The organism is Micrococcus endophyticus (assembly GCF_014205115.1).
Classification (GTDB): domain Bacteria; phylum Actinomycetota; class Actinomycetes; order Actinomycetales; family Micrococcaceae; genus Micrococcus; species Micrococcus endophyticus.
In genome coordinates this window covers 1,234,052-1,256,701 of sequence record NZ_JACHMW010000001.1, presented here as the reverse complement: position 1 = coordinate 1,256,701, position 22,650 = coordinate 1,234,052, and the positions used below count along the sequence as shown (strand labels likewise).

The 22,650-nt window shown below is 74.8% G+C and carries 24 protein-coding genes; 15 read left to right on the top strand and 9 right to left on the bottom strand.

The window, feature by feature from the left end:
• Positions 1-81: 81 nt before the first annotated feature.
• Positions 82-798 carry a transcriptional repressor LexA gene (gene lexA, locus HDA33_RS05725; RefSeq protein ID WP_184171746.1) on the bottom strand — a complete coding sequence of 239 codons (717 nt, stop codon included), beginning with the start codon at positions 796-798 and terminating at the stop codon, positions 82-84.
• Positions 799-1,099: 301 nt separating this feature from the next.
• On the opposite strand from lexA, the gene HDA33_RS05720 reads away from it, so the two are divergent.
• The 8 genes from HDA33_RS05720 (at position 1,100) to HDA33_RS05685 (ending at position 7,362) form a co-directional block, all read left to right on the top strand.
• A complete protein-coding gene (locus HDA33_RS05720; protein WP_158494933.1) occupies positions 1,100-1,474 on the top strand; it encodes a peptidoglycan-binding protein LysM in 375 nt (124 codons plus the stop codon).
• 43 nt (positions 1,475-1,517) lie between these two features.
• Positions 1,518-2,639 carry a histidinol-phosphate transaminase gene (locus HDA33_RS05715; RefSeq protein ID WP_184171744.1) on the top strand — a complete coding sequence of 374 codons (1,122 nt, stop codon included), beginning with the start codon at positions 1,518-1,520 and terminating at the stop codon, positions 2,637-2,639.
• A gap of 196 nt (positions 2,640-2,835) precedes the next feature.
• Positions 2,836-3,417: an imidazoleglycerol-phosphate dehydratase HisB gene (gene hisB / locus HDA33_RS05710; RefSeq protein ID WP_184173803.1), complete on the top strand. Its 582-nt coding sequence runs from the start codon at positions 2,836-2,838 to the stop codon at positions 3,415-3,417.
• The gene (hisH, locus tag HDA33_RS05705; RefSeq protein ID WP_184171742.1) at positions 3,417-4,076 is read left to right on the top strand and encodes an imidazole glycerol phosphate synthase subunit HisH; all 660 of its coding nucleotides are present in this window, start codon (positions 3,417-3,419) and stop codon (positions 4,074-4,076) included. Before hisB ends, hisH begins: the two co-directional genes overlap by 1 nt.
• Complete coding sequence (locus HDA33_RS05700) at positions 4,076-4,234, top strand: hypothetical protein (protein ID WP_017489586.1); 159 nt, start codon at positions 4,076-4,078, stop codon at positions 4,232-4,234. The genes hisH and HDA33_RS05700 overlap by 1 nt, the downstream gene beginning before the upstream one ends.
• A gap of 32 nt (positions 4,235-4,266) precedes the next feature.
• The gene (gene priA, locus HDA33_RS05695) at positions 4,267-5,058 is read left to right on the top strand and encodes a bifunctional 1-(5-phosphoribosyl)-5-((5-phosphoribosylamino)methylideneamino)imidazole-4-carboxamide isomerase/phosphoribosylanthranilate isomerase PriA (protein WP_017489587.1); all 792 of its coding nucleotides are present in this window, start codon (positions 4,267-4,269) and stop codon (positions 5,056-5,058) included.
• On the top strand, positions 5,055-6,056 hold the full coding sequence (locus HDA33_RS05690; protein WP_184171740.1) for an SseB family protein: 1,002 nt from the start codon (positions 5,055-5,057) through the stop codon (positions 6,054-6,056). The genes priA and HDA33_RS05690 overlap by 4 nt, the downstream gene beginning before the upstream one ends.
• A 127-nt stretch (positions 6,057-6,183) precedes the next feature.
• Complete coding sequence (locus HDA33_RS05685) at positions 6,184-7,362, top strand: trypsin-like serine protease (protein WP_246416884.1); 1,179 nt, start codon at positions 6,184-6,186, stop codon at positions 7,360-7,362.
• 94 nt (positions 7,363-7,456) lie between these two features.
• Here HDA33_RS05685 and HDA33_RS05680 read toward each other — a convergent pair whose 3' ends face one another.
• Genes HDA33_RS05680 through HDA33_RS05670 form a run of 3 tightly spaced genes read right to left on the bottom strand, consistent with a single transcriptional unit; the run spans position 7,457 to position 9,769 of the window.
• Positions 7,457-7,930 (bottom strand): MarR family winged helix-turn-helix transcriptional regulator, encoded by a 474-nt coding sequence (locus HDA33_RS05680; protein ID WP_184171738.1) that lies wholly within the window; start codon positions 7,928-7,930, stop codon positions 7,457-7,459.
• A complete protein-coding gene (locus HDA33_RS05675) occupies positions 7,902-8,591 on the bottom strand; it encodes a CE1759 family FMN reductase (protein ID WP_184171736.1) in 690 nt (229 codons plus the stop codon). Before HDA33_RS05675 ends, HDA33_RS05680 begins: the two co-directional genes overlap by 29 nt.
• Entirely contained in the window at positions 8,588-9,769 is a 1,182-nt protein-coding gene (locus HDA33_RS05670) for an LLM class flavin-dependent oxidoreductase (protein WP_184171734.1), read from the bottom strand. Before HDA33_RS05670 ends, HDA33_RS05675 begins: the two co-directional genes overlap by 4 nt.
• A gap of 187 nt (positions 9,770-9,956) precedes the next feature.
• On the opposite strand from HDA33_RS05670, the gene HDA33_RS05665 reads away from it, so the two are divergent.
• The gene (locus HDA33_RS05665; RefSeq protein ID WP_184171733.1) at positions 9,957-10,745 is read left to right on the top strand and encodes a hypothetical protein; all 789 of its coding nucleotides are present in this window, start codon (positions 9,957-9,959) and stop codon (positions 10,743-10,745) included.
• Entirely contained in the window at positions 10,742-11,323 is a 582-nt protein-coding gene (locus tag HDA33_RS05660; RefSeq protein ID WP_184171731.1) for an LURP-one-related/scramblase family protein, read from the top strand. The genes HDA33_RS05665 and HDA33_RS05660 overlap by 4 nt, the downstream gene beginning before the upstream one ends.
• A gap of 23 nt (positions 11,324-11,346) precedes the next feature.
• Here HDA33_RS05660 and HDA33_RS05655 read toward each other — a convergent pair whose 3' ends face one another.
• The gene (locus HDA33_RS05655) at positions 11,347-11,802 is read right to left on the bottom strand and encodes a DUF805 domain-containing protein (RefSeq protein ID WP_276510926.1); all 456 of its coding nucleotides are present in this window, start codon (positions 11,800-11,802) and stop codon (positions 11,347-11,349) included.
• Positions 11,762-12,046 carry a hypothetical protein gene (locus tag HDA33_RS05650; RefSeq protein WP_184171727.1) on the bottom strand — a complete coding sequence of 95 codons (285 nt, stop codon included), beginning with the start codon at positions 12,044-12,046 and terminating at the stop codon, positions 11,762-11,764. Before HDA33_RS05650 ends, HDA33_RS05655 begins: the two co-directional genes overlap by 41 nt.
• A 52-nt stretch (positions 12,047-12,098) precedes the next feature.
• On the opposite strand from HDA33_RS05650, the gene HDA33_RS05645 reads away from it, so the two are divergent.
• On the top strand, positions 12,099-13,517 hold the full coding sequence (locus HDA33_RS05645; protein ID WP_184171725.1) for an MFS transporter: 1,419 nt from the start codon (positions 12,099-12,101) through the stop codon (positions 13,515-13,517).
• 58 nt (positions 13,518-13,575) lie between these two features.
• The gene (locus tag HDA33_RS05640; RefSeq protein WP_184171723.1) at positions 13,576-15,144 is read left to right on the top strand and encodes a gamma-glutamyltransferase family protein; all 1,569 of its coding nucleotides are present in this window, start codon (positions 13,576-13,578) and stop codon (positions 15,142-15,144) included.
• Between the two features lie 83 nt (positions 15,145-15,227).
• Here HDA33_RS05640 and HDA33_RS05635 read toward each other — a convergent pair whose 3' ends face one another.
• From HDA33_RS05635 to HDA33_RS05625, 3 genes are all read right to left on the bottom strand, one after another.
• Entirely contained in the window at positions 15,228-15,596 is a 369-nt protein-coding gene (locus HDA33_RS05635) for a hypothetical protein (protein WP_184171720.1), read from the bottom strand.
• 115 nt (positions 15,597-15,711) lie between these two features.
• Positions 15,712-16,293 carry a dienelactone hydrolase family protein gene (locus tag HDA33_RS05630; protein WP_184171718.1) on the bottom strand — a complete coding sequence of 194 codons (582 nt, stop codon included), beginning with the start codon at positions 16,291-16,293 and terminating at the stop codon, positions 15,712-15,714.
• A gap of 3 nt (positions 16,294-16,296) precedes the next feature.
• Positions 16,297-19,323, bottom strand: a complete 3,027-nt coding sequence (locus HDA33_RS05625) for an FtsK/SpoIIIE domain-containing protein (RefSeq protein WP_184171716.1) — start codon at positions 19,321-19,323, stop codon at positions 16,297-16,299.
• Between the two features lie 240 nt (positions 19,324-19,563).
• Here HDA33_RS05625 and HDA33_RS05620 point away from each other — a divergent pair, with 240 nt between their 5' ends.
• From HDA33_RS05620 to HDA33_RS05610, 3 genes are read left to right on the top strand one after another with little or no spacing between them, the layout of a single operon-like run.
• On the top strand, positions 19,564-20,790 hold the full coding sequence (locus HDA33_RS05620; RefSeq protein ID WP_017488356.1) for a TadA family conjugal transfer-associated ATPase: 1,227 nt from the start codon (positions 19,564-19,566) through the stop codon (positions 20,788-20,790).
• Complete coding sequence (locus HDA33_RS05615) at positions 20,790-21,647, top strand: type II secretion system F family protein (RefSeq protein ID WP_158492107.1); 858 nt, start codon at positions 20,790-20,792, stop codon at positions 21,645-21,647. The genes HDA33_RS05620 and HDA33_RS05615 overlap by 1 nt, the downstream gene beginning before the upstream one ends.
• Positions 21,644-22,585: a type II secretion system F family protein gene (locus HDA33_RS05610; protein ID WP_184171714.1), complete on the top strand. Its 942-nt coding sequence runs from the start codon at positions 21,644-21,646 to the stop codon at positions 22,583-22,585. Before HDA33_RS05615 ends, HDA33_RS05610 begins: the two co-directional genes overlap by 4 nt.
• The last annotated feature ends 65 nt before the right edge of the window (positions 22,586-22,650 follow it).

Genomic DNA, 22,650 nt, shown 5'->3' with positions numbered 1-22,650 from the left:
CCGCACCCGGACGACGACGGCTCCGGTCTGCGGCCAGGGTCGGCCGCGGACCGGAGCCGCGTGCGGGGGAGGGCCCGCCCGTCAGAGGGCGCGCAGGACCGTCACCACGCGGCCCATCACGGTGGCGTGGTCGCCGAGGATGGGCTCGTAGGCGGTGTTCTGCGGCAGCAGCCACGTGTGCCCGTCGCGGCGGCGGAAGGTCTTGACCGTGGCCTCGTCGTCGAGCAGCGCGGCCACGATGTCCCCGTTCTCCGCGGTCTCCTGGCGACGCACCACCACCCAATCGCCGTCGCAGATGGCGGCGTCCACCATGGAGTCGCCGGTCACGCGCAGCATGAACAGCTCGCCCTCGCCGGTCAGGCGCCGGGGGACCGCCATGACGTCCTCCACCTGCTGCTCGGCGAGCACGGGCCCGCCGGCCGCGATGCGGCCGACCCACGGGACGGGCACGGTGTCCGCGTCCTCCGCCCCCGTGTGCCAGGCCGGGATGGCCGGCAGTCCCGACGGCGCGGCGGCGGCGGGCGGTGCGGCCTCGCCCAGCGGCGTGCCGTCCACGTCCAGCAGCACCTCGAGGGCGCGCGGGCGCCCCGGGTCGCGGCGGATGTAGCCGTGCTGTTCGAGGCGGCCCAGCTGGTGGGTGACGGAGGAGAGGGAGGCCAGGCCGGCGGCGTCGCCGATCTCGCGCATGGACGGCGGGTAGCCGTGCTCGGCGATCGCGTCCCGGATGGTCTGCACGATCCGGCGCTGGCGGTCGGTGAGCGGCGCGGGCGACGCCGGCTGCTCGTCGGTGGTGGCCATGGCTGGCGTCCGTTTCTCCCGGGGGTCGATGGTGGCCGGCCTCGTGCTCCGGCGTCCGGCGGCCGGCCGTCCGCTTACCGTGTCCGCCCCCGATGGTTGCCTGTCCTTGATGGCGGGCTCACGAGGCGGCGCCGGCGCGTCCGTGCGTCGCCTCGAGCCTAGAGGAGAGCCCCGTCGCATTCAAAGATATGTTCGATCCGGGCGTGGCGTGTCTCGAACGCGTGTGCTAGAAATGGGTTCGAACGGAATCGAACAGATGTTCGATCACGCCACGGGGCGCAAGCCCTCAGAGGAGGACACCATGACGCTCATGACCGCACAGTTCGCCGGTTCGCCCGCGGCCGCGCGGCGGCGTCCGGCCGCCATCCGCCTGACCCGCCGCGGCCGGCTGCTGCTGCGCGGGATCCCCGTGATGGCCGCCGCCGCGGCGGCCACCCTGGCCGTGGCCTTCCTGCTGGGCGTGCTGCTGTCCCCGGCCGCCGTCTCCGCGGACACCGCGGCGCCGGCCACGCAGACCGTCACCGTGATGCCCGGGGACAGCCTCTGGACCATCGCCACCACAATCGCGCCCGAGGAGGACGTGTACGAGGTGATCGCGGCCATCGACGAGCTCAACGGCCTGGAGGGCCGCGCCCCGGCCCTCGGCGAGGAGCTCTTCATCCCGGCCACGCGGTGACGCACGGCGGGGCCGGCCTCGGCCCCTTCCTAGACTGGCGGGCATGACCGACCTCAGCTCCCTGCCCCTGCGCGAGAACCTCCGCGGCCTGAGCCCCTACGGCGCCCCCCAGCTGGACGTGCCGCACATGCTCAACACCAACGAGAACACGCATCCGGTGCCGCAGGAGGTCGCCACGGCCATCGCCGAGCGGGTGGCCGCCGTGGCCGGCGGGCTCAACCGGTACCCGGACCGGGAGTTCACGGCGCTGCGCCGCGCCCTGGCCCGCTACCTCGGCCACGGACTCACCGAGGGCCACGTGTGGGCCGCGAACGGGTCGAACGAGATCCTCCAGCAGATCCTCCAGGCGTTCGGCGGGCCCGGGCGCACGCTGCTGAGCTTTCTGCCCTCCTACTCCATGTACCCGCTGCTGGCCGGCGGCACGGACACCGCGTTCGTCGACGGCGGGCGCGCCGCCGACCATACCCTCAGCGCCGAGCGCGCCGCCGCCATGGTCCGCGAGCACCGCCCGCACGTGGTGTTCCTCGCCTCGCCGAACAACCCCACGGGCACCGCCCTGGACCTGGCCACCATCGAGGCCGTCTACGCGGCCCAGGCCGAGAACGAGGCCGCCGGCGGACCCGGGGCCATGATCGTGGTGGACGAGGCCTACGCCGAGTTCGCCCTCGCCGGCACCCGCTCCGCGCTCACCCTGCTGCCTGGCCGCGAGCGGCTGATCGTCACCCGCACCATGTCCAAGGCGTTCGCGCTCGCCGGCGCGCGCGTGGGCTACCTCGCCGCCGATCCCGCCGTCGCGGACGCGCTGCGCCTCGTGCGCCTGCCCTACCACCTCTCCGCCGTCACCCAGGCCACCGCGGAGGCGGCCCTGGACCACGTGGACGCCCTGCTGGAGACCGTGGAGGACATCAAGGGCCAGCGCGATCGGATCGTGGCGACCCTGCGCGAGCTGGGGCTGGAGCCCTCCGTCTCGGACTCGAACTTCGTGTTCTTCGGCCACCTGGAGGATGCGGCGGACGTGTGGCGCCGCCTGCTCGAGCTCGGCGTGCTCGTGCGGGACGTGGGCATCCCGCACCACCTGCGCGTCACGGCCGGCACCGAGGAGGAGACCACCGCCTTCCTCGAGGCGCTCGAGGCCGTCCTGGCCGAGATCGGGCACCGCCGCTGACCCCGGGCCGGGCGTCACCCGTGCTCGGGCGTCCGCCCGCCTCCCTAGGATGGAGGCAGAGCGCGCGGCGCCCCCGGCCCCGGCCGTCGTCGTCCGCCCGCACCCCACCCACCCGCCCGCACCGCCGCCCGCCGGTGCGCCCCAGCCCCGAGGAGGCCCCGTGGCAGCCGAGCTGATCTCCGGACGGCGTGCGCGCATGACGCGCACCACCAGCGAGTCGGACGTGCACGTCGAGATGGACCTGGACGGCACCGGCCGCGCCGAGATCTCCACCTCCGTGCCGTTCTACGACCACATGCTCACGGCCCTGGCCCGGCACTCGCAGATCGACCTCACCGTGCGCGCCACGGGGGACACCCACATCGACGTCCACCACACCGTGGAGGACGTGGCCATCACCCTCGGCGAGGTGCTCAAGACCGCCCTCGGGGACAAGTCCGGCATCCGCCGCTTCGGCGAGGCCTCCGTCCCGCTGGACGAGGCGCTCGCCCGCGCCGTCGTGGACGTCTCCGGGCGCCCCTACCTCGTCCACGAGGGCGAGCCCGAGGGCCAGCAGTACCACCTGATCGGCGGCCACTTCACCGGGTCCATGACCCGCCACGTGTTCGAGTCGATCACCTACCACGCGGCCATCTGCCTGCACATGGACGTGGTGCGCGGCCGCGACCCGCACCACATCGTCGAGGCGCAGTTCAAGGCCTTCGCCCGCGCCCTGCGCGCCGCCGTGGAGGACGACCCCCGCATGAGCGGCGTGCCCTCCACCAAGGGCGCCCTCTGATGGCCCGCCCCACCTCCGTCCCCGGCGTGCGCCCGAGCGTGGCGGTGCTGGACTACGGCTCCGGCAACGTCCACTCGGCGGTGCGCGCCCTGGAGCGCGCCGGCGCGGCCGTCGAGCTCACCCGCGACCCGGAGGCCGTGCAGTCCGCGGACGGCCTGCTGGTGCCCGGCGTCGGCGCGTTCGCCTCCGTGATGCGCGCCCTCACCGAGGTCGGCGGCACCCGCTGGATCGGGCGCCGCGTGGCCGGCGGCCGCCCGGTGCTCGGCATCTGCGTGGGCCACCAGATCCTGTTCGACGCCGGCGTGGAGCACGGCGAGCGGGCCGAGGGCATGGGGGAGTGGCCCGGCGTCGTCGAGGCCCTGCCCGCCGAGGTCCTGCCGCACATGGGGTGGAACACCGTCCGCCCGCCCGAGGGCAGCGCCCTCTTCTCCGGCATCGAGGACGAGCGGTTCTACTTCGTGCACTCCTACGGCGTGCTGCGCTGGGAGTTCGACCAGACCATCTCCGCGATGCGCCCGCCGCAGGTCACGTGGGCCCACCACGGGGCCGACTTCGTGGCCGCCGTGGAGAACGGGCCGCTCTCCGCCACCCAGTTCCACCCGGAGAAGTCGGGCGACGCCGGACTGCAGCTGCTGCGCAACTGGCTGGAGACCCTCTGATGCCCTACTGGTCCGTCCTCTACCTCGCCCTCGGCGGCCTGCTGCTCGGGGCCGCCTGGTCCATGCGCACGCAGAAGGCGCCGCTGTGGGCCATCGTGATCGTCCTGGTGCTGGCCGGCATGGCCATCGCCGCCTCCTTCCTGACCGTCGCGCGCTGAGCCCGACGGCCTCCCCGTCCCGAGAGGAACCCATGACCCCGAACCCCGCCGCCCCCGCGCTCGAGCTGCTGCCCGCCGTCGACGTCCAGGACGGCCAGGCCGTCCGCCTCGTCCAGGGCGAGGCCGGCTCGGCCACCTCGTACGGCGACCCGCTGACCGCGGCCCTCGACTGGCAGCGCGCCGGCGCCGAGTGGATCCACCTGGTGGACCTGGACGCCGCCTTCGGCCGCGGGGACAACCGCGAGGTCATGCGTCGCGTGGTGGAGGAGATCGGGGTGAAGATCGAGCTCTCCGGCGGCATCCGCGACGACGCGTCCCTGGAGAACGCCCTGGAGATGGGCGCCGCCCGCGTGAACCTCGGCACCGCCGCCCTGGAGGACCCGGCCTGGACCGCCCGCGTGATCGAGCGCTTCGGCGACAAGGTGGCCGTGGGCCTGGACGTGCGCGGCACCACCCTGGCCGCCCGCGGCTGGACCCAGGAGGGCGGCGACCTCTGGGAGGTGCTGGCCCGCCTCGAGGACGCCGGCTGCTCCCGCTACGTGGTCACGGACGTGACCAAGGACGGCACCCTCAAGGGCCCGAACACCGAGCTGCTGGCGCAGGTGTGCGCGCGCACGGACAAGCCCGTGGTCGCCTCCGGCGGCATCTCCTCCCTCGAGGACGTCGCCGCGCTCGCGGCCATGACCGGCCAGGGCGTCGAGGGCGCCATCATGGGCAAGGCCCTCTACGCCGGCCGCTTCAGCCTGGAGCAGGCGCTCGCCGTGGCCGGCGGCGCCACCGTGGAGCAGGCCCGCGCCGAGCAGCCCGGGCCGGTGGCCGAGTGACCCACGGGCACGACGACGGCGCCCCGGCGGGCGCGGCCGGCGCCGGTCCGATCGAGGAGACCGTCGCCGTGCCGCGGCCGGACTCGCGCGAGCTGCCCGGCCACATCCGGGCCGCCCTGGACCGCATGCGCGAGAAGACCGCGGGGTCGAACACGGCCGACACCGCGGGCGTGCCCTGGGAGGGTCGGGACCTCTCGGGCCCCGGCGTGGACGGCTCCGCGAACCCGCTGCACGTGTTCGACGAGGACGACGGCACGAGTCCGGCGGAGTGGACCCGCGTGATGGCGGCCCTCACCACGGGCGCCGCGGGCGAGGCCGAGGTGACGGACGTGCTCTCGCGCATCCGCGTGTTCGCCGCCGTCGTGCCGACCCTTGCCGTGGACGAGGACGACGTGCACGACCACGCGGACCACTCCGGCCACGAGCACGACGTCGCCGCGCATGGGGACAAGGCCGCGGACGTGGCCCTCGTGACCATGCGCGCCCCGGACGGACGGCAGGCCCTGCCCGTGTTCACCTCCGTGCCGGCGCTGACGGCGTGGAACCCCATCGCCCGGCCGGTGGCCGTGTGGATGCCGCGCGCCTGCCTGTCCGCCGTGGACGAGGGCTGCGAGCTCGTGGTGGTGGACGCCGGGGCGGAGCACACCTACGCGGTGCGCCGCCCCGCCGTGTGGGCGCTGGCCCAGCAGAAGCCCTGGACGCCCTCCTACCGGGACCAGGAGATCGCCGACGAGATTGCCCAGGTGGCGGACCTCGTGCCGCACCTGCTGAACCTGGGCCTGGCCCCGGGCTCCGGCGTGGCGACACACACCGGCTCCGGCGCGGTCATGAGCGGCGGCGGAGCCGGCCCCGAGCTGCAGATCGTGGCCATGCCGGCCCGGGACGCCGACGCCGCCGGGGTGCGGCTCATGGCGGCGACGCTCAAGACGCTGCTGGCCGACCTGCCGCTGCTGGCCGAGCGGGCGGACTCCGTGGACATCACGGTCCGACGTCCATGACGGGCCCGGTGGCCGATCCGCTACCGTAGAAGAGGAGGGGTGGGCCGACCGCGGCCTCGCCCCGTCCTCGACGGCCGCGCGCCCCCCGCCGGGCCGTCGACTCCCTTGCTCTCTCGAGGAGAACCCCATGAGAACCAGAACCTTGACCGGCGTCGCCACCGCGGCGCTGGGCGCGGTGGTGGTGGCCGGAGCCGGCCCCGCCCTCGCGCAGACCGTGATCACGCAGGGCTCGGCGCTGTCCGCGCCGGCCGGTGCGTGCAGCCTCACCATCGTGGACGACGCCACCGCGTACACCGCCGCCCACTGCGGCGCGGGCCAGTGGCAGGTCGGCTCCCCGGTGCTCGACGCCGAGGGCGTGCAGATCGGCACCGTGTCCGGCCTGCCCGGCACCTCCGGCGTGGACGCGGTGCGCGTGGCCCTGGCCGAGGACGTCGAGGTCGTCGGCGAGTGGAGCACCCGCCCGGCCGCCTCCGTGGAGGTCGGCGAGACCGTGTTCACCCACGGCTCGTCCGTGCCGCTGGGCGCGCCCAACAGCCTGTCCCACACCCAGACGTTCGACGCCGCCACGGTGTGCGACGACGCCTACTCGGACCAGATGGCCCTGGACGTCGCCTCCACCTACCCGGGCGACTCCGGCGGCGCCGTGTACGACGTGCAGCAGCGCGTGGTCGGCGTCATCTCCGGCGTGGCCCCGGTGACCTTCGACGAGGAGGGCAACGTGGTGGGCTGCGACGCCCAGTCCCTGTCCTCCATCATGGTCCCGGTCGAGTCCCTCGACGCCGTGGGTCAGGAGACGGCCGCACCGGCCGCCGTCGAGCCCGCCGTGGCCGAGGCCCCGGCCACCGAGGTCACCGAGACCCCGGCGATCGCCGACGTCGCCGGCCCCGTGGCCGACGAGGACCTGCCCACCGGCGGCGAGCCCGCCGTGGACGAGTCCGAGCTGACCGAGTTCACGCCCGCCGAGGAGGAGGCCATCCGCGCCGAGCTCATCGAGCGCGCCGAGGCCGAGGCCGTCGCGGCCGGCACCGAGGACGTCGTGGCCGCGCCCGCCGAGGGCGTCGCCTACGGCACCCAGGTGATGGCCGAGACCTCCCAGGGCGGCTTCGCGTCCGTCACCGTCACCGCCTACGACGCCGACGGCACCGTCCTCGGCGTGGACGGCCTGGACCTGACCGGCGAGTACCGCGCCTGGATGCCCGTCCCGGCCGAGGTGCCCGCGGGCGGCTCCGTGGTGGTCACCGTGGTGGACGCCGCCGGCGACGCCACCGACACCCAGGTCACCCTGGGCGGCCAGCTGATCGGCTGACCCGCCCCGCGCGCCGCGACGGCGCGCACGCCACGAGGCCCGGTGACCCCGCGAGGGGGTCACCGGGCCTCGTGGCGTCCGGGGGAGGGCCGCCTCAGCAGAGCCCTTCGAGCCGGCCGCCGAGCCGGGTGAAGATCCGCTCCAGCGTCTCGGCCTCGCCGGGCTCGAGGTGGCTCAGGAACAGCTCGTCGACCTGCCGGGCGTGGCCGGCGGCGGCGCGGCGGAACGCGGTGCGCCCCTCGTCCGTGAGGACGGCCTCGAAGCCGCGGCGGTCGCATTCGGCCGCGCGCCGCTCGATCAGGCCGCGCGCCACGAGGGTCTTCACCTGGTAGGTGATGCGGGAGGGGGAGAACACCATGCCGGAGGCGAGCTCGCCCATCCGCAGCCGGCCCTCGGGGGCCTCGTAGAGCAGCAGCAGGAGGTTGTAGTCGGCCAGGGACATGCCGCTGTTCTTCTTCAGGCCGCGCTCGAGCAGCTCCGAGAGCATCTGCGTGGCCTCGAAGTAGGCGCGCCAGGCGTGGCGGGCGGTCTCGCTCGGCTCAGGCGTCGGGGTTGAGGAGCTGTTCAAAGGGGGTCACCTCCAGGTCGAGGGTCTCGGGCGCGGCGGCGCGGGCCCGGGGCGGGCGGTTGAGGAGAATCTCGGCGAGGTCGCGTCCGGCGGCCCGGATGCGGCTGCGCAGGGGGTCGGTCCTGGTGGAGGCCTGCGCGCCGTCGGCCTCGCCCCAGTCGTCCGAGGCCGCGAAGACGGCGGTCGGCACGATCCGGGACTTGAGGTAGGCGAACAGGGGGCGCAGGGCGGTGTCGATCATGAGCGAGTGGCGGACGGTGCCGCCGGTGGCCCCGAGCAGCACCGGCACGCCGAGCAGCGACTCGTCGTCCACCAGGTCCCAGAAGGACTTGAACAGCCCCGAGTAGGAGGCCTTGAAGGTGGGCGAGACGGCGATGACCGCGTCCGCCTGCTGCACCTCGTCGAGGGCGGCGCGCAGGGCCGGGCTCACGGCGAACGTGACCATGGCCTGGGCGATGTCCGTGGCGAGCTCCCGCAGGGTGATCAGGTGGATCTCGGGGACCACGCCGTGCTCGGAGAGGGCGGCCGAGGCGGCCTCGGCCATCCGCTCGGCGAGCATGCGGGTCTGCGAGGGGTCCCCGGACCCGCCGGAGACCACGGCGACGTGCCGGGCCTGCGGCGTGAACGGGTCGGTGGCCTCGAAGGCGCCCTGGCCGATCATGCGCCCTCACCGGCCTTCGCGGCGGCGCGCTTCTCGGCGGCCGCGGCGCGATCGATCTGGGCCTGCGAGCCCTCCTTGCCGCCGGGCACGGGGGCCTCCCCGCGGCGGGCGCGCTCCACGAGGAACTCGTGGGTCGGGGCCTCGGGGACGTCGTCGGGCTTGAGTGCGGCGAACTCCTTGCGCAGCACCGGCAGCACCTCCTCGCCGAAGATGTCGATCTGCTTGAGGACGGTGTCCGTGGGCAGGCCGGCGTGGTCGATGAGGAACATCTGGCGCTGGTAGTCGCCCACCCAGTCGCGGAAGCCCAGGGTGCGCTCGATGACCTGCTGCGGGGAGCCGACGGTCAGCGGGGTCATCGAGGAGAACTGCTCCAGGGACGGGCCGTGGCCGTACACCGGGGCGTTGTCGAAGTACGGGCGGAACTCCTTGACGGCGTCCTGGGAGTTCTTGGCCATGTAGGCCTGGCCGCCGAGGGCCACGTAGGCCTGATGGGCCTTGCCGTGGCCGTAGTACTCGTAGCGCTGCCGGTACAGGCGCACCATTTGGATGACGTGCTCCTTGTTCCAGAAGATGTTGTTGTGGAAGAAGCCGTCGCCGTAGTAGGCGGCCTGCTCGGCGATCTCGGGGGAGCGGATGGAGCCGTGCCACACGAAGGGGGCGACGCCGTCCAGCGGCTGGGGGGTGAGGGTGAAGTTCTGCAGCGGGGAGCGGAACTTGCCGCTCCAGTCCACGGTCTCCTCGTGCCAGAGGCGGTAGAGGAGGTTGTAGTTCTCCACGGCCAGTGGGATGCCCTGGCGGATGTCCTTGCCGAACCAGGGGTAGACGGGGCCGGTGTTGCCGCGGCCCATGGTGAGGTCCACGCGGCCGTCGGCCAGGTGCTGCAGGTAGGAGTAGTCCTCGGCCAGGCGCACCGGGTCCATGGTGGTGATGAGCGTGGTGGCGGTGGAGAGCTGGAGGTCCTTGGTCATGGCGGCCAGGTACGCCAGCAGCGTGGGCGGGTTGCCCGGGGCCACGAACGGCGGGTTGTGGTGCTGGCCGGTGGCGAACACCTCGAAGCCCGCCTGCTCGGCGTGCTGGGCGATGCGCACGGTGTCCTTGATGCGCTGGTGCTCGGTGGGGGTGGTGCCGGTCGTGGGATCCTGGGTGACATCACCGATGGTGAAGACGCCGAACTGCATGGTGCGCTCCTTCCGCCGCCCGCGAGGCGGGGTCGTCGGCGGCGGTCCGGGTGCCGCCGCCATTTCTTTCAAAAGTGAACTATACAGGACAACGCGCCGGTCCGTCCCGGCATTCCCTCCGGTGCGGCCGTCCACAGGCCACGGCGGCTCCTCCCGCCGCACGCCCGCATCGGGCACGATGGGCGGCATGGGAGAGGGGATCCTGAGCGACCGCCTGCGGGCGGCGCCGACACTGCACGTGCGCGTGATCCGGACGCCGGGCGCGGACTTCGCCGCGGAGGTGACGGACGACGACGGCACGCGGCTCGCGCTCGCGGCCATGGTCCACCCGGTGGCGGACTGGCGGGGCGCCGGCCACGCCGTGGAGCTCGTCTGCGCGGACACCGGGCGGCCGATGATCACCGTGCTGGACCGGGCCGACCTCGGACTGGGGGCGGGCGAGGTCCTCGACGACGGCGCCCTGCCGCTGGGCGTCGTGCGCCCGTGGGACACCGGATTCCATGCCGCCGCCCGGGTGGAGGCCGCCGACGGGGCGGAGTTCGAGCTCCAGGACGATTGGAACTCGGCCGTGGTCCGGATCATGCACCACGGCTGCGTCGTGGGCCTGCTGGCCCCGGCGGCCGCCGTCCCGTGGCGCAGCCGGCTCCCGGGCGGACCGGCGCCGGAGCCCGTCACGCTCCGGTGGGAGCGGCTCGACCGCGACGGCAGGGCCGGGCAGGGCGACGGCGCGGACCCGGGCGCCGGGCCGTGGGGCCCCGCCGGGGACGCCGCCCTGCTGGGCGCCGTGGTGCTGGAGGCCATGGAGTGGGAGAGGCGGTCCACCGCCGTCGGACGGGACGGCCGGAGGCTGCGCCGGCGCCGTCGTTCCCGGCGCACCCCGGAGTTCCTCCAGCACGTCGGCCCCCGGGTCGCGCTGCGCGCCGGATACGTCGCCGCGCGCGAACTCGTGGCGCTGCCGGGCAGACTGATGCCATGAGCACCGCCTTCGACGCCGGCCGCCTGGGCCGCACGGACGTCCTCACCCTGCAGCAGGTCACCAGCTTCATGTCCAATGACATGCAGGTCACCGGCCCCGACGGGCAGACGGTGGCCACCGTGGTCACCACCGGCGGCGGGCTGGGACGGATGTTGCTGGGCAGCCGCACCTTCGACGTCGTGGACGGGGAGGACGGCCGCGTGCTGTTCCGCCTCGCCGACCCGGCCACCTTCGGCCGCGACCGCTACGCGATCGTGGACGCGGACGGGCTGCCCCTGGCCAACCTGGTCCGGGAGTTCGCGCTCTTCCGCACCTCCGTGAGCGTCGAGGTGGTGGACGGCACCCGCTTCGCCGTGACCGGCAACCTCTGGGACCACGACTACACGATGACCGTGGGGCAGGCGCCCATCGCCCGTGCGACGGCCACCTTCGGCGGCTTCATGAACGCGCTGGCCGGGCGCTCGCGGTACGAGCTGCGGCTGGACCCGGGCATGCCCCCGGTGGTGCGCTGCGCCGTGCTCGGCACGGCCATCGCGCTGGACCTCATCCGCGCCAAGGACCGGCGCCGCAACAACTGAGGCCGGCGACGCCGGCCGCGATCTCACGGGAATCGGCGGCCGGTGGGCTGGATCAGCAGGCAGAACAGCACCAGGCTCCCCAGCCCCGGCATGAATGCGAGCAGCGTCCACGCGACGTGGAACCCCGCGTCGCGCAGTCGGCGGGCGGTGAGCGCCAGCGTGGGCAGCACGTGCGCCAGCACCAGGGCGTTGCTCACCCACTGGAACGTTGCCGTCGCCGCGGGCACGTCCGGGTGCCGCGAGAAGGCGGGCTCGGCGGAGAACAGGGGGGCGCCCAGCCACCCCGCCCCGCCCAGGTGCCCGGTGGCCCCCAGCTGGTAGAACACGAACTGCATCAGGCAGGACGCCAGGAGCAGCCACGCCATCACCTGGAAGAACTCGAGGCGTCCGGTGCGGCCCCGTCCCGTCCACGGCGGGGCCCTGAGGTCGATGCGGAGGTCAGCAGTCAGGATGCCGCGGGACGTCCGTGAGCCGGGCATCGCCGCGGCGGAAGCGCCGCGTGACCCACAGCCGCAGGATGGCGGCGGCCTGGTCCGTCGTCCGGCCTCCGCCCTGGGGCGGCTCGGCCGTCTCTCGGAGCACGGCCGTCAGCACGCTCCAGTCCTCGATGACCTGCGGGCCGGCCAGCGGCGTGTCACGGCTGTCCGTGTCGTAGCAGTACCACTCCTCGGGGCTCGGCTCGGCGAGGGCGGCCGTGACCGCGTCCCACTCTGCGGCGGGCACCCGCCTCCCGTCCGGGGCCCCACGGCGTGACCGGCTCGCATAGGATCCTCCGGTGGACTTCGGAGCGTACGGACGGCTGTTGCAGGACTCTCGGATCCGCCATCTGCTGGCGGTGGGGTTCATCGCCCGCTTCCCGCACACGGCGGCCGGGGTGATCCTCACCCTGCACGTGGCGCTCACCCTGGGCCTCGGCTACGGCCAGGCGGGACTGGCCGCGGCGGCCATGACGCTGGGCATCGCCGTCGGCTCCCCGTGGCGCGGGCGCGTGGTGGACGCCAAGGGCCTGCGCCGGGCGCTGCTGCCCTCCGTCATCGCGGAGGCGCTGATCTGGCCGCTCGTTCCGTGGCTGCCGTTCTGGCTGATGCTCGTGGCGGTGTTCTTCGGCGGCGTCTTCGCGCTGCCCATCTTCTCGGTGGTGCGCCAGGGCCTCGGGGTGCTCACCCATGGCCGGGACCGGCAGACGGCGTTCGCCCTGGACTCGATCATCACCGAGACGATCTTCATGGTGGGCCCCGCGCTCGGCGCGGTCGTGGCCGCCACGTGGTCCAGCGCCCTCGGCCTGACCATCGTGGGCCTGTCCAGCGCGCTCGGCGGCGTCCTGCTGATGTGGTTCAACCCGCCCACGCGCTCGAGCCAGCTGGCCGTCGTCGGCCCGGAGACCGAGGACCCGTACACCGAGGACGAGGACCGCGAGGAGGCCGTGGCGCAGACCGTGCACGGCGCGCCGTTGCACGTGGAGATGACGGCCCCGTCCCTGGCCACCGGCGCCCTGCCCGTGGTCACCGAGGCGATCCCGCTCGTCACCGGCGCCCTGCCGGTCATCGCGGCGGACGGCTCCGGTCCGGCGACGCCGACCCCCGGCCTCACCCGGGCGGAGCGGCTGCGGCTGTGGCGGGCCCGGCACTTCTCCTGGGTGGGCCCGGAGGCCCTCGGCGTGCTCGTGGTGTCCCTGGCGGCGGGGCTGGTGATGGTGGGCACCGAGGTGACCATGGTCGCCGAGCTGGAGCACGCGGGCATGGCCGGGTCCGTGGGCGTCGTATACGCGTTCTGGTGCGGGGCCTCCGCGGTGGGCGGGCTGTTCTACGGAGCCTGGGGCCGGCAGGTTCACCCGTACCTGCTCATGGGCCTGCTCGCGCTGCTGACCCTGCCGATGGCGTTCGTGGACGGGCTGTGGGCGCTGGCGCTCGCGGCCATCCCCTCGGGGCTGTTCACCGCGCCCACGCTGGCCTCGGCGTCCTCGCGGCTGTCCACGCTGGTGCCGGAGGAGCGCCGCGGCGAGGCGATGGGCTTCTACGGGTCCGCCATGACGGCGGGCGCGGCGATGGGCGCGCCCCTGTCCGGCGTGTTCATCGACGCGATCCACCCGGCGGCCGGCTACGTGTTCGCCGGCCTGGCCGGCGCGGTGCTCGTGCTGGCGGCGGCCCTGGTCACCCTCGCCCGACGGCGGCGGGTCGGCGGCACCTCCGCCTGAGGTCCGGCCGCGGGTAGGGTGCCGAGGATCCGCCGCTCCTCATGAAGGACCCGCCCCCATGGAGCCCCGCCCCTCCCGCCGCAGCGTCGTCTACGGGGACGAGGTCGTCGCCTCGTCCTCACCGCTGGCCGCCACCGCCGCCCTGGATGTGCTCCACGACGGCGGCACCGCGGCGGACGCCGCCGTGGCCGCGGCGATGTGCTCGACCGTCACCGAGCCCACGAACAACGGGATCGGCGGCGACCTGCTGGCCCTCGTCTGGGACGGCGGGCGCGTCCACGCGCTCAACGCCTCCGGCCGCAGCCCCCGGGCGTGGACGCCGCAGCGGTTTGCCGGGCACGAGCAGATGCCGCGCCGGGGCTGGGACTCCGTCACCGTGCCGGGCGCGGTGTCGGGCTGGCGCGCCCTCTCGGACCGTTTCGGTGTGCTGCCCTTCGAGCGGCTCGGCGCCGCGGCCGTGGCGCATGCCGAGGACGGGTGGATAGTGCCGCCGATCGTGGCCCAGGACTGGGGTCGCGCCGCGACGGTGCTGGGGGAGCTGCCCGAGTTCGCCGCCACTTTCCTGCCCGGCGGCGCCGCACCCCGGGAGGGGGAGAGGGTACGCATGCCGGACCATGCCGTCACCCTGCGCGAGATCCTCGCCACCGGCGGGGAGAGCTTCTACACGGGCCCGCTCGCGGCGCGGATCGTGGCCCACGCCGAGGCCGGCGGCGCGTTGAGCGCGCAGGACTTGGCCGCGCACGAGGTGGACTGGGCGGATCCGCTGTCCGTCTCCTGGGGCGGCCACGAGCTGTACGAGATCCCGCCGAACAGCCAGGGCCTGGCGGCCTGCGTGGCCGCCGCCGTCCTCGAAGTGCTCGGCGGGCAGCACCGGGACCCGGACTCGGCCGACGGCGTGCACCTGCAGGTGGAGGCCATGAAGCAGGCGCTCGCGGTGCTGCACTCGGAGGTCGCGGACCCGGACTGGATGCGGCTGGGCCCGTCGGAGCTGCTCGAGCCGGAGCGGATCGCCGCGCTGGCCGCGCGGGTGGACCCGGAGCGGGCCGGCGCCGCCGTCTCGGCCCCGCCCACGGCGGGCGGCACCATCTACCTCAGTGTGGGGGACCGCTCCGGGATGATGGTCTCCCTCATCCAGTCCAACTACTACGGGTTCGGCTCGGGGCTCGTGGTGCCGGGCACCGGCATCGCCCTGCACGACCGGGGCGCGGGGTTCTCCCTCGTGCCCGGGCACCCGAACGAGGTGGGCGGCGGCAAGCGTCCGCTGAACACGATCATCCCCGGCTTAATCACCGCGGGAGGCGAGCCGGTGGCGGCGTTCGGGGTGATGGGCGGGCCCATGCAGCCGCAAGGCCACGTCCAGGTGATGCACCGGCTGCTGGTCGGGCAGGACGTGCAGAGCGCGCTGGACGCGCCGCGGTGGTTCGTGGAGGGCTCGGGCGAGCTGAAGCTGGAGGCGGGATGGGGCGGCGACGTCGCCCGCCGGCTCGGCGACCTCGGCCACCCGGTGACGCGCACGGGACCGGGGGACCGCACGTACGGCGGCGGCCAGGTGGTGCGCCGGCTGCCCGGCGGCGGCTACGCGGGCGGGTCCGATCCCCGCAAGGACGGCCACGCGGTGGCGCGCTGAGGGGCGCATTCCGGCGTGGTGGCACTCGGGGTTCCGTCAGAGGCCACACGGCGACGGGACGCACCTCATCGCGAGACGAGGACTCAGCGATAGAAGTAGCGAGTCGTGCTGGAGCCGCGGTTGTCGCTGACGATCAGTCGCACGCTCCTGCCCTCGTAGAACCCGTTCTGGGACCGCAGCGTGAAGCAGTGGAGACGGGTGTCCGAGTACAGCGCGCTGATACGGGTATACCACCGACCGTTGGTCTTGATCTGGACGCTCAACCGGGCCTGGGCGGTGCGATTCGACGACTTCTGATAGCACACCATATTGACCGAGTCCGAATAGGAATAGTAGGTGTTGGTCCGAGCGTCATAGGTCCTGGAAATGGTGCTGGCCTGCGCGGGGGCGGCGGCCGCCACGGCGAGGCCGAGCGCGGCGGTGGCGGCGGCGAGCTTGTGACGGATCTTCATGGGTCCCCTCCAATGGATCATCGTGCGACTCACAGTCGAGTCACAGTCAGTGTGCGCTCTCCTCCGTCGGGCCACAACCCCCTGGTCAGCGTGTCGCACGGACCCGCCCCCGCGCTCAGGCCAGCAGCTCGTGGATGCGCCGGACCAGCACCTCGGTGAGGGCGGGGCCATGGCCGTCCGTGGAGGAGTCCATGAAGAGGTGGGCGTCGGTGTCGTACTCGAAGAGGACGGCGGGCTTGTCCGGGTCCTCCTCGGTGGCGGCCACGGAGCGGGCCAGGGGCAGGTCCTCGTCCATCACCCAGGGGTCCCGCGTGGCCAGGTGCACCTGCATCGCCGTGTGGGGCTGCCACAGCGGGGCGAACGCGTCGAGCGGCACGAGGCCCGCGATGTCGATGCACGCGCGGAACGCGGGGACGGCCTGGGCCGCCTGGTGCGCGGCCACCACGCCCATGGAGATGCCGGCGACGACGGAGGCCTGGGGGTGCTGCGCGGCGGCGCGCATGCCGGCCTCGGCGATGACGTCGAAGCCGCCGAGCGACTCGACGTGGGCGATGCCCTCCTCCACGTCCGTGAACAGGGCGCCGTCGTAGAGGTCCGGGGTGTGCACGGTGTGGCCGCCGGCCTCGATCTGCGCGGCGAGGGCCCGGACGCCGTCGGTGAGGCCGAGGGCGTGGTGGAAGAGGAGGATCTGTGCCATGCCTCACAGCGTAGACGCGGCGTCCACGGCGCCCGAGCGGCGCGCGCCGGGTGACGCGAGCTGGCACGGCAGCCCAGGCTCCGGGACGTCCGGGCTGACGTGCACGGCCCGCCCGGGCAGCGGCTCCACCTCCGCCAGGCGAGGCCAGACCAGGCGGTGCTCGGCGCTCGTGCCCGCCGGCACGTAGAAGCGGTGGGGCAGGTGCAGCAGCAGCCGGGACGTGGCCAGCTCGCGTCCGCCGAACGCCGCCACGCGCAGTCCGGCCGCCTCGCGCCCGCCGAGCCATCCCTGGGCGTCCTCCTCGAGGGTGCGGTAGGACTCGCCGAGCCGCAGCCCCGCCCACGTCGTCCAGCCCGTGAGGACCGCCGTGCCGCCCGCCGCCGCGAGCTCCCGCAGGCACGCGGCCGCATGCTCGCCCGCGCCCTCCTCGTCCGGGCGGAGCAGTCGCACCCCCTCGGGCGCCGCGATGGCCGCGGCCTCCCCGGTCCCGTCCAGCACGACGACGGGCGCCCCGCCGCGGACCGCGACCTCGAGCACGGCGGCGAGCGCCTCGGCCCGTCCGCCCGCGGGCTCCACGATCCAGGCGGCCCGGCCCCCGCCGCCCGGCGCCCACCGCCAGGGCCGGTGCCGGCCGTGCGCGGCGTCGTCGAGCAGGGCCAGCGCGGTGGCCCCGGCGCGACGGGTCCGGTCCGGCACCCAGCGCTCCGGCAGGGCCGGGGTGACCACGGGCGGGGGCGTGAGCCAGCGGCCGGCCGCGTAGCGCTCGGCGAGCTGGGCGACGACCGCCTCCCACGGCGCCGCGGCCGGCGCCTCCGCCGCCTCACCGAGCCGCCGCCACACGGGGGCGCCGCCGTCGACGGCCCACCGGGAGGCGCGGAACGGGACGGGCTCGCGTCCCGCCGTGGACAGGATCGCGGACCCGGGCCGACGCGGGTCCAGGCGCGCGGCGGCGGCGGTGCCCACCAGGTCCCAGGACTCCTGCTCCGTGGCCGTGCGCAGGGCGATCGTGCTGCCGAGGTTGGAGCGCAGGTCCGAGCCGACCGCGCCCGTGGCGCGCTGCGTGGCCAGGACCAGGTGAAAGCCCAGGGAGCGGCCCGTGGCGGCGAGCCGCTGCAGCACGGCGGCGGCGTCCGGGTGGTCGTCCACGAGGACCCGCAGCTCGTCCACGGCCACCACGAGCCGGGGCAGCGCCGCCTCGGGGTGCCGGCGGCGGAACGCCGGATAGTCGCTCACCCCGGCCTCGGCGAACAGGGCCTCGCGCCGGTGCAGCTCGGCACGGATCGCGTTCAGGGCCCGCAGGGACGCCGCGCCCACGTGGTTCGTCTCCAGGCTCATGGTGTGCGGCAGCGCGGCCAGCGGGCCGAAGGAGGCGCCGCCCTTGAAGTCCAGCAGGAGGAAGGCGGCCTCGGCCGCCGGGTGGTGGGCGGCCACCCCCAGGAGCAGCGAGAGCAGCAGGTCGGACTTGCCCGAGCCCGTGGTGCCGGCGAGGAGCAGGTGCGGGCCGTCGGCGGCGAGGTCGAGGGCCAGGGCGCCCGGGCCGCCGTCGGACCCGGCCTCGAGGCTCACGCGCAGGGCGTCCACGGCGTCGCGGGTGCCGACGTCTGCCGGCGGGAAGAGGGCTCCGGCGCCGGCATCGGTCGGCAGCAGGCCCAGGTCCACCACGTCGTCGGCCAGCTCGGCGGCCCAGCCCGCGATCGTCGCCGGGGCGATGCCGTCCGCCTCGAGCCCGGTGATCCGCTGCTCCTGGCCGGGGTCCGTGAGCATCCCGCCGCGCAGGTCGACGACGGTCTCCCCGGGGGCGCAGTCCGCGCCCGTGAAGTCGATCCGGGCGGGCTGGGCACCGGTCCGCTCGCCCGGCGCCCCGCCGATCCCCGCCGTCCAGGCGGTCCAGGCCGCCTCGAGAGCGGCGTCTGCGGGAGCGGTGACCAGGAGGGCCCCGCCGGTCCCGCCCGCCCACCAGCACCGGCGCGATCCGCCGGACTCCACCACGAGGCAGGCGCCCGCGGCCACGGCGTGGCGCAGCAGCTGGAACACGACCCACCGGCAGACGCCGGCGGCCTCGCGGGGCGGGCCGAGCACCACGGTGCGGGCGGCGGGCGAGGGGACCGTCAGCGCCTCGCGACGCGCGGTGACGGCTGCGACCCAGGCCTGGTCCGGGTCGTCCCGGGACAGGCCCAGGGCGCCCATGCCCAGCCCCCAGGACAGCGTCGCGGGGCCCTCAGCGGCACCGGTGAGGCCGAAGCGGTCCGGGGTCCGGGCGCGGACGGCGCGGGCGACGTCGCCGGGGGAGAGGTCGGCCGACGCGCGGTGCGCCGTGACGGCGGCGGCGCGCTCGGCGAGCAGGGCCGCGTGCCGCATCCGGGCGCGCCGCTGGAGCCCGAGCATGGTCAGGGCGACGGCCACCGAGAGGAGGCCGAACAGCAGGAAGATCGGGTTGCGCATCACGAGCACCAGGGCCACCCCGATCACGAGGGGAGCCGCCGCGGTGAGCAGCGGGATCGCCAGGGACTGGCCGGCCGGCGGCGACCCGAGGTCGACGCAGGGCGGCGCCGGGAGGCTCGGCGGCGGCAGGGGCGGCTGCGGACCGCGCACCAGACCCAGCGTGGTGCGCCCGATCCGGTGCGGGCGCCGTCCGTCCCAGAGCCGGGGCGCGCCCTCGACGGCGCCCTCGACGTGCAGCCCGGCGGCCGCCAGCCGCAGGCGCGTCGGGCGGGACGGGGCGGCCGGGTCGTCGAGCAGCAGCCGCGCCCGCCCCCGGCCGACGCTCACCCCGCCGCCGGTCAACGGGGCCAGCCGGCCGCCGTCGGGCCCCCGCTCGGTCACCACGCTCAGCTCCGGCCCCGGGGCGGGCTCGGCCCCGCCCCACGGCGCGTACGTCACCGACCCGGGCCCGGAGGCCACGGCCCGCAGCGACCGGCCGGGGGCGCGCTCGCGGACGGCGCGGTCCCGCAGCGTGGGGTCCCGCGGGAGTGGGCTTACGCGCCACGTCTCGGGCGTCCGCCCGCCCAGGATCCGCACGGTCCACCTCATCGCAGCCCCCTTCCCGGTGCACCCTCGTCCGGGCGCCTGCGGCCCGTCTGCGGGCACCCTGCCATGCCCGGCGGCACCGCGGCGGAGGCCTGTGGACGACGAGAACGCACGACCCCGCGCGTCATGGTTGTCCACAGGCGGGGTGTCCCGGCTCACGTGGGGATTCGAGAGCGGGTATCTTCCTGGGCAGGACGTGTGAGGCGCTGGGGATGGCGCCGAGAACGGGCACAGGAGGAACGCATGGATGCGGTACGCATTCTCGAGGACGAGATCCGCGAGGTCGTCCGGCGGCAGGGGATCGACCCGCAGCGCGAGCACGCCCGCGTCATCGCCCTGATCCAGGACGCGGCGGCGGACTACGAGTCTCGCGCGGAGGTCAGCGCGCTGCCGGACCTCGAGGACCCCGCGGCCGCCCGCCAGGACCTGTTCGACCGGATCGCCGGCCTCGGGCCCCTCCAGCGCCTGATGGACGACCCCTCGGTGGAGGAGATCTGGCTCAACGCGCCGGACGCCGTGTACTGCGCTCGGGCCGGCCGGTCCGAGCTGACGGGCATCGTGCTGACCGAGGAGGAGGTGCACGACCTCGTCGAGGTCATGCTCAAGTCCTCGGGTCGGCGCCTGGACCTGTCCATGCCGTTCGTGGACGCCGCCCTGCCGGACGGCTCCCGCCTGCACGTGGCCATCCCGGACATCACGCGTCGCCACTGGGCCGTGAACATCCGCAAGTTCATCTCCCGCGCGCGGCGGCTCGAGGACCTCGTCCGGTCCGGCTCCCTCACCCCGACGGCGGCGCGCTTCCTTGACGCCGCGGTGGACGTCGGCATGAACGTCCTCGTCAGCGGGGCCACCCAGGCAGGCAAGACCACCCTGCTGAACTGCCTGGCCTCCTCCATCGGGGCGCGCGAGCGCGTGATCACCGTGGAGGAGATCTTCGAGCTGCAGATCCCGGTGCGCGACGTCGTCGGCCTCCAGTGCCGCCAGCCCAACCTGGAGGGCCACGGGGAGATCCCGCTGCGCCGGCTCGTCAAGGAGGCCCTGCGGATGCGCCCGGACCGGCTCATCGTCGGCGAGGTGCGCGAGGCAGAGGCCCTGGACATGCTGGTCGCCCTCAACTCCGGACTGGCCGGCATGTGCACGATCCACGCGAACTCCGCGGCCGACGCCCTGACCAAGCTGTGCACCCTGCCGCTGCTGGCCGGGGAGAACATCTCCCGCAGCTTCGTGGTGCCCACGGTGGCCACGTGCATCGACGTCGTCGTGCACTGCGAGCGGGATCGGGACGGACGTCGCCGCGTGCGGGAGATCCTCACGGTGGGCGCGCGCGTGGAGGACGGCGTGATCGAGACCTCCACCCTCTTCCAGCGCGACTCCGCGGGCGACCTGCGCCTCAACGAGGCGGCCAGCCTGGAGTTCGACGCCTTCGCCCGCCGCGGCGTGGACGTCCACGAGCTCGTGGGGCTGCGCTGATGGCGGTGCTGCTCGGCCTGCTGCTCGGCTGCGGCCTGTTCCTGCTCTGGTGGTCCCTGTGGTCCCCGCCCGTCCAGCGGCCCCAGACGGCCCGCCCGGACTCGCGGCTGCGCGTGCTGATCGCCCAGTCCGGCATCAGCCGGCTCAGCCCGGCCGGCGTCGTGTCCGCCATGGCCGTCGGCGGCGTGGTCACCGGACTGCTCATCCTCGCGGTGACCCGGACGTGGACCATCGCCGCCTGCTTCGCCCTGTTCGGGGCCGCCGTCCCGTGGCTGCTGCTGTCCTGGCAGGCGCGCCGGCGCACCACCGCGCTGCGGGAGCTCTGGCCGGACGCCGTGGACCACGCCCGCTCCGCCATCCGCGCCGGCCTCACCCTGCCGGAGGCGCTCATCCAGCTCGGGGAGTCCGGGCCCGAGGGCCTGCGGGAGCCGTTCCGGCAGTTCGCCCGCGACTACCGCTCCGGCGCCCGCTTCGTGGACGCCCTCGACCGGCTCAAGGCACGGATGGCCGACCCGGTCGCCGACCGGCTCGTGGTCTCGCTGCGCCTGACCCGCGAGGTCGGCGGCGCCGACATCGGACGCCTCCTGCAGACCCTCTCCGAGTTCCTCCGCCAGGACGCCCGCACCCGCGCTGAGCTGGAGGCGCGGCAGTCCTGGACGGTGAACGCCGCCCGGCTCGCCGTGTGCGCCCCCTGGATCGTGCTGCTCCTGCTGGGCACCCAGCCCAGCGCGGTCGCCGCCTATCAGTCGGCGGCGGGCGGCGCGGTGCTGCTGGGCGGTCTGGTCGCCTCCGTGGTCTGCTACCGCGTCATGCTGCGCATCGGCGCGCTGCCCGAGGAGAAGAGGGTGTTCGCATGAGCGCCTCCCTGCTCTGGGCCGCCCTGCTGGGCCTCACTCTCGGCGCCGGCCTGCTGCTGATCGCCGTGGCGCAGCCCCTGGGCTGGCGCCCCACCCTCGAGCAGCGGGTCGAGCCGCAGCTGCGGCACCACACCCCGGCCTCGCGCCTCCTCGAGGACGAGGAGGCGGGCGCCTCGCCCTGGGGTGCCTGGGGACGGATCCTGGACCCCGTCCTGCGCGCCGGCGTCGGCTGGCTGCACCGGCTCGCACCCGCCGGGGAGACGCTCGAGCGCAAGCTCGCGGCCGCGGGGATGACCGTGTCCGCGGCGGACTTCCGCGCCCAGCAGGTGCTCAGCGCCGCCGCGGGAGCCGGGATTGCCACCGCCTTCTCGGTGGCCCTCGCCCTCGCCGGGCGCATCCCGGTGGTCACGGGCGTCGGCTTCGTCATCGTCGGCGGCATGGCGGGGTACCTGCTGCGGGATCAGCTCCTGTCCCTGCGCGTCCAGCGGCGTCGGGCCGCCATCCTCACCGAGTTCCCCTCCGTCGCGGAGCTGTTCGCCCTCTCCGTGGGGGCCGGGGAGAGCGCGGCCGGGGCCCTCGAGCGCATTGCCACCACCGCCCGCGGGGAGCTCGCGGGGGAGTTCCGCGCCACCCTGGCGGAGATGCGCGCCGGGTCCTCGCTGTCCGCGGCGCTGAAGTCCATGGGGCGCCGAGTCCAGCTGGCCCCCGTGGAGCGGTTCATCGGCGGCATCCTCATCGCCCTCGACCGCGGCACGCCCCTGGCGGACGTGCTGCGCGCCCAGGCGCAGGACGTCCGGGAGATGGGCCGCCGCGAGCTCATGGAGGCCGCCGGGCGCAAGGAGATCCAGATGATGGTGCCCCTCGTGTTCGGCATCCTCCCGCTGACGGTGATCTTCGCTGTCTTCCCCGGCATCTCGCTGATGCGCATGGGGTTCTGAAGACCCACAACCGAATAGTCCACCCGTCCACCCACCATCGACACCATCCACGCGGCCGCACGGGC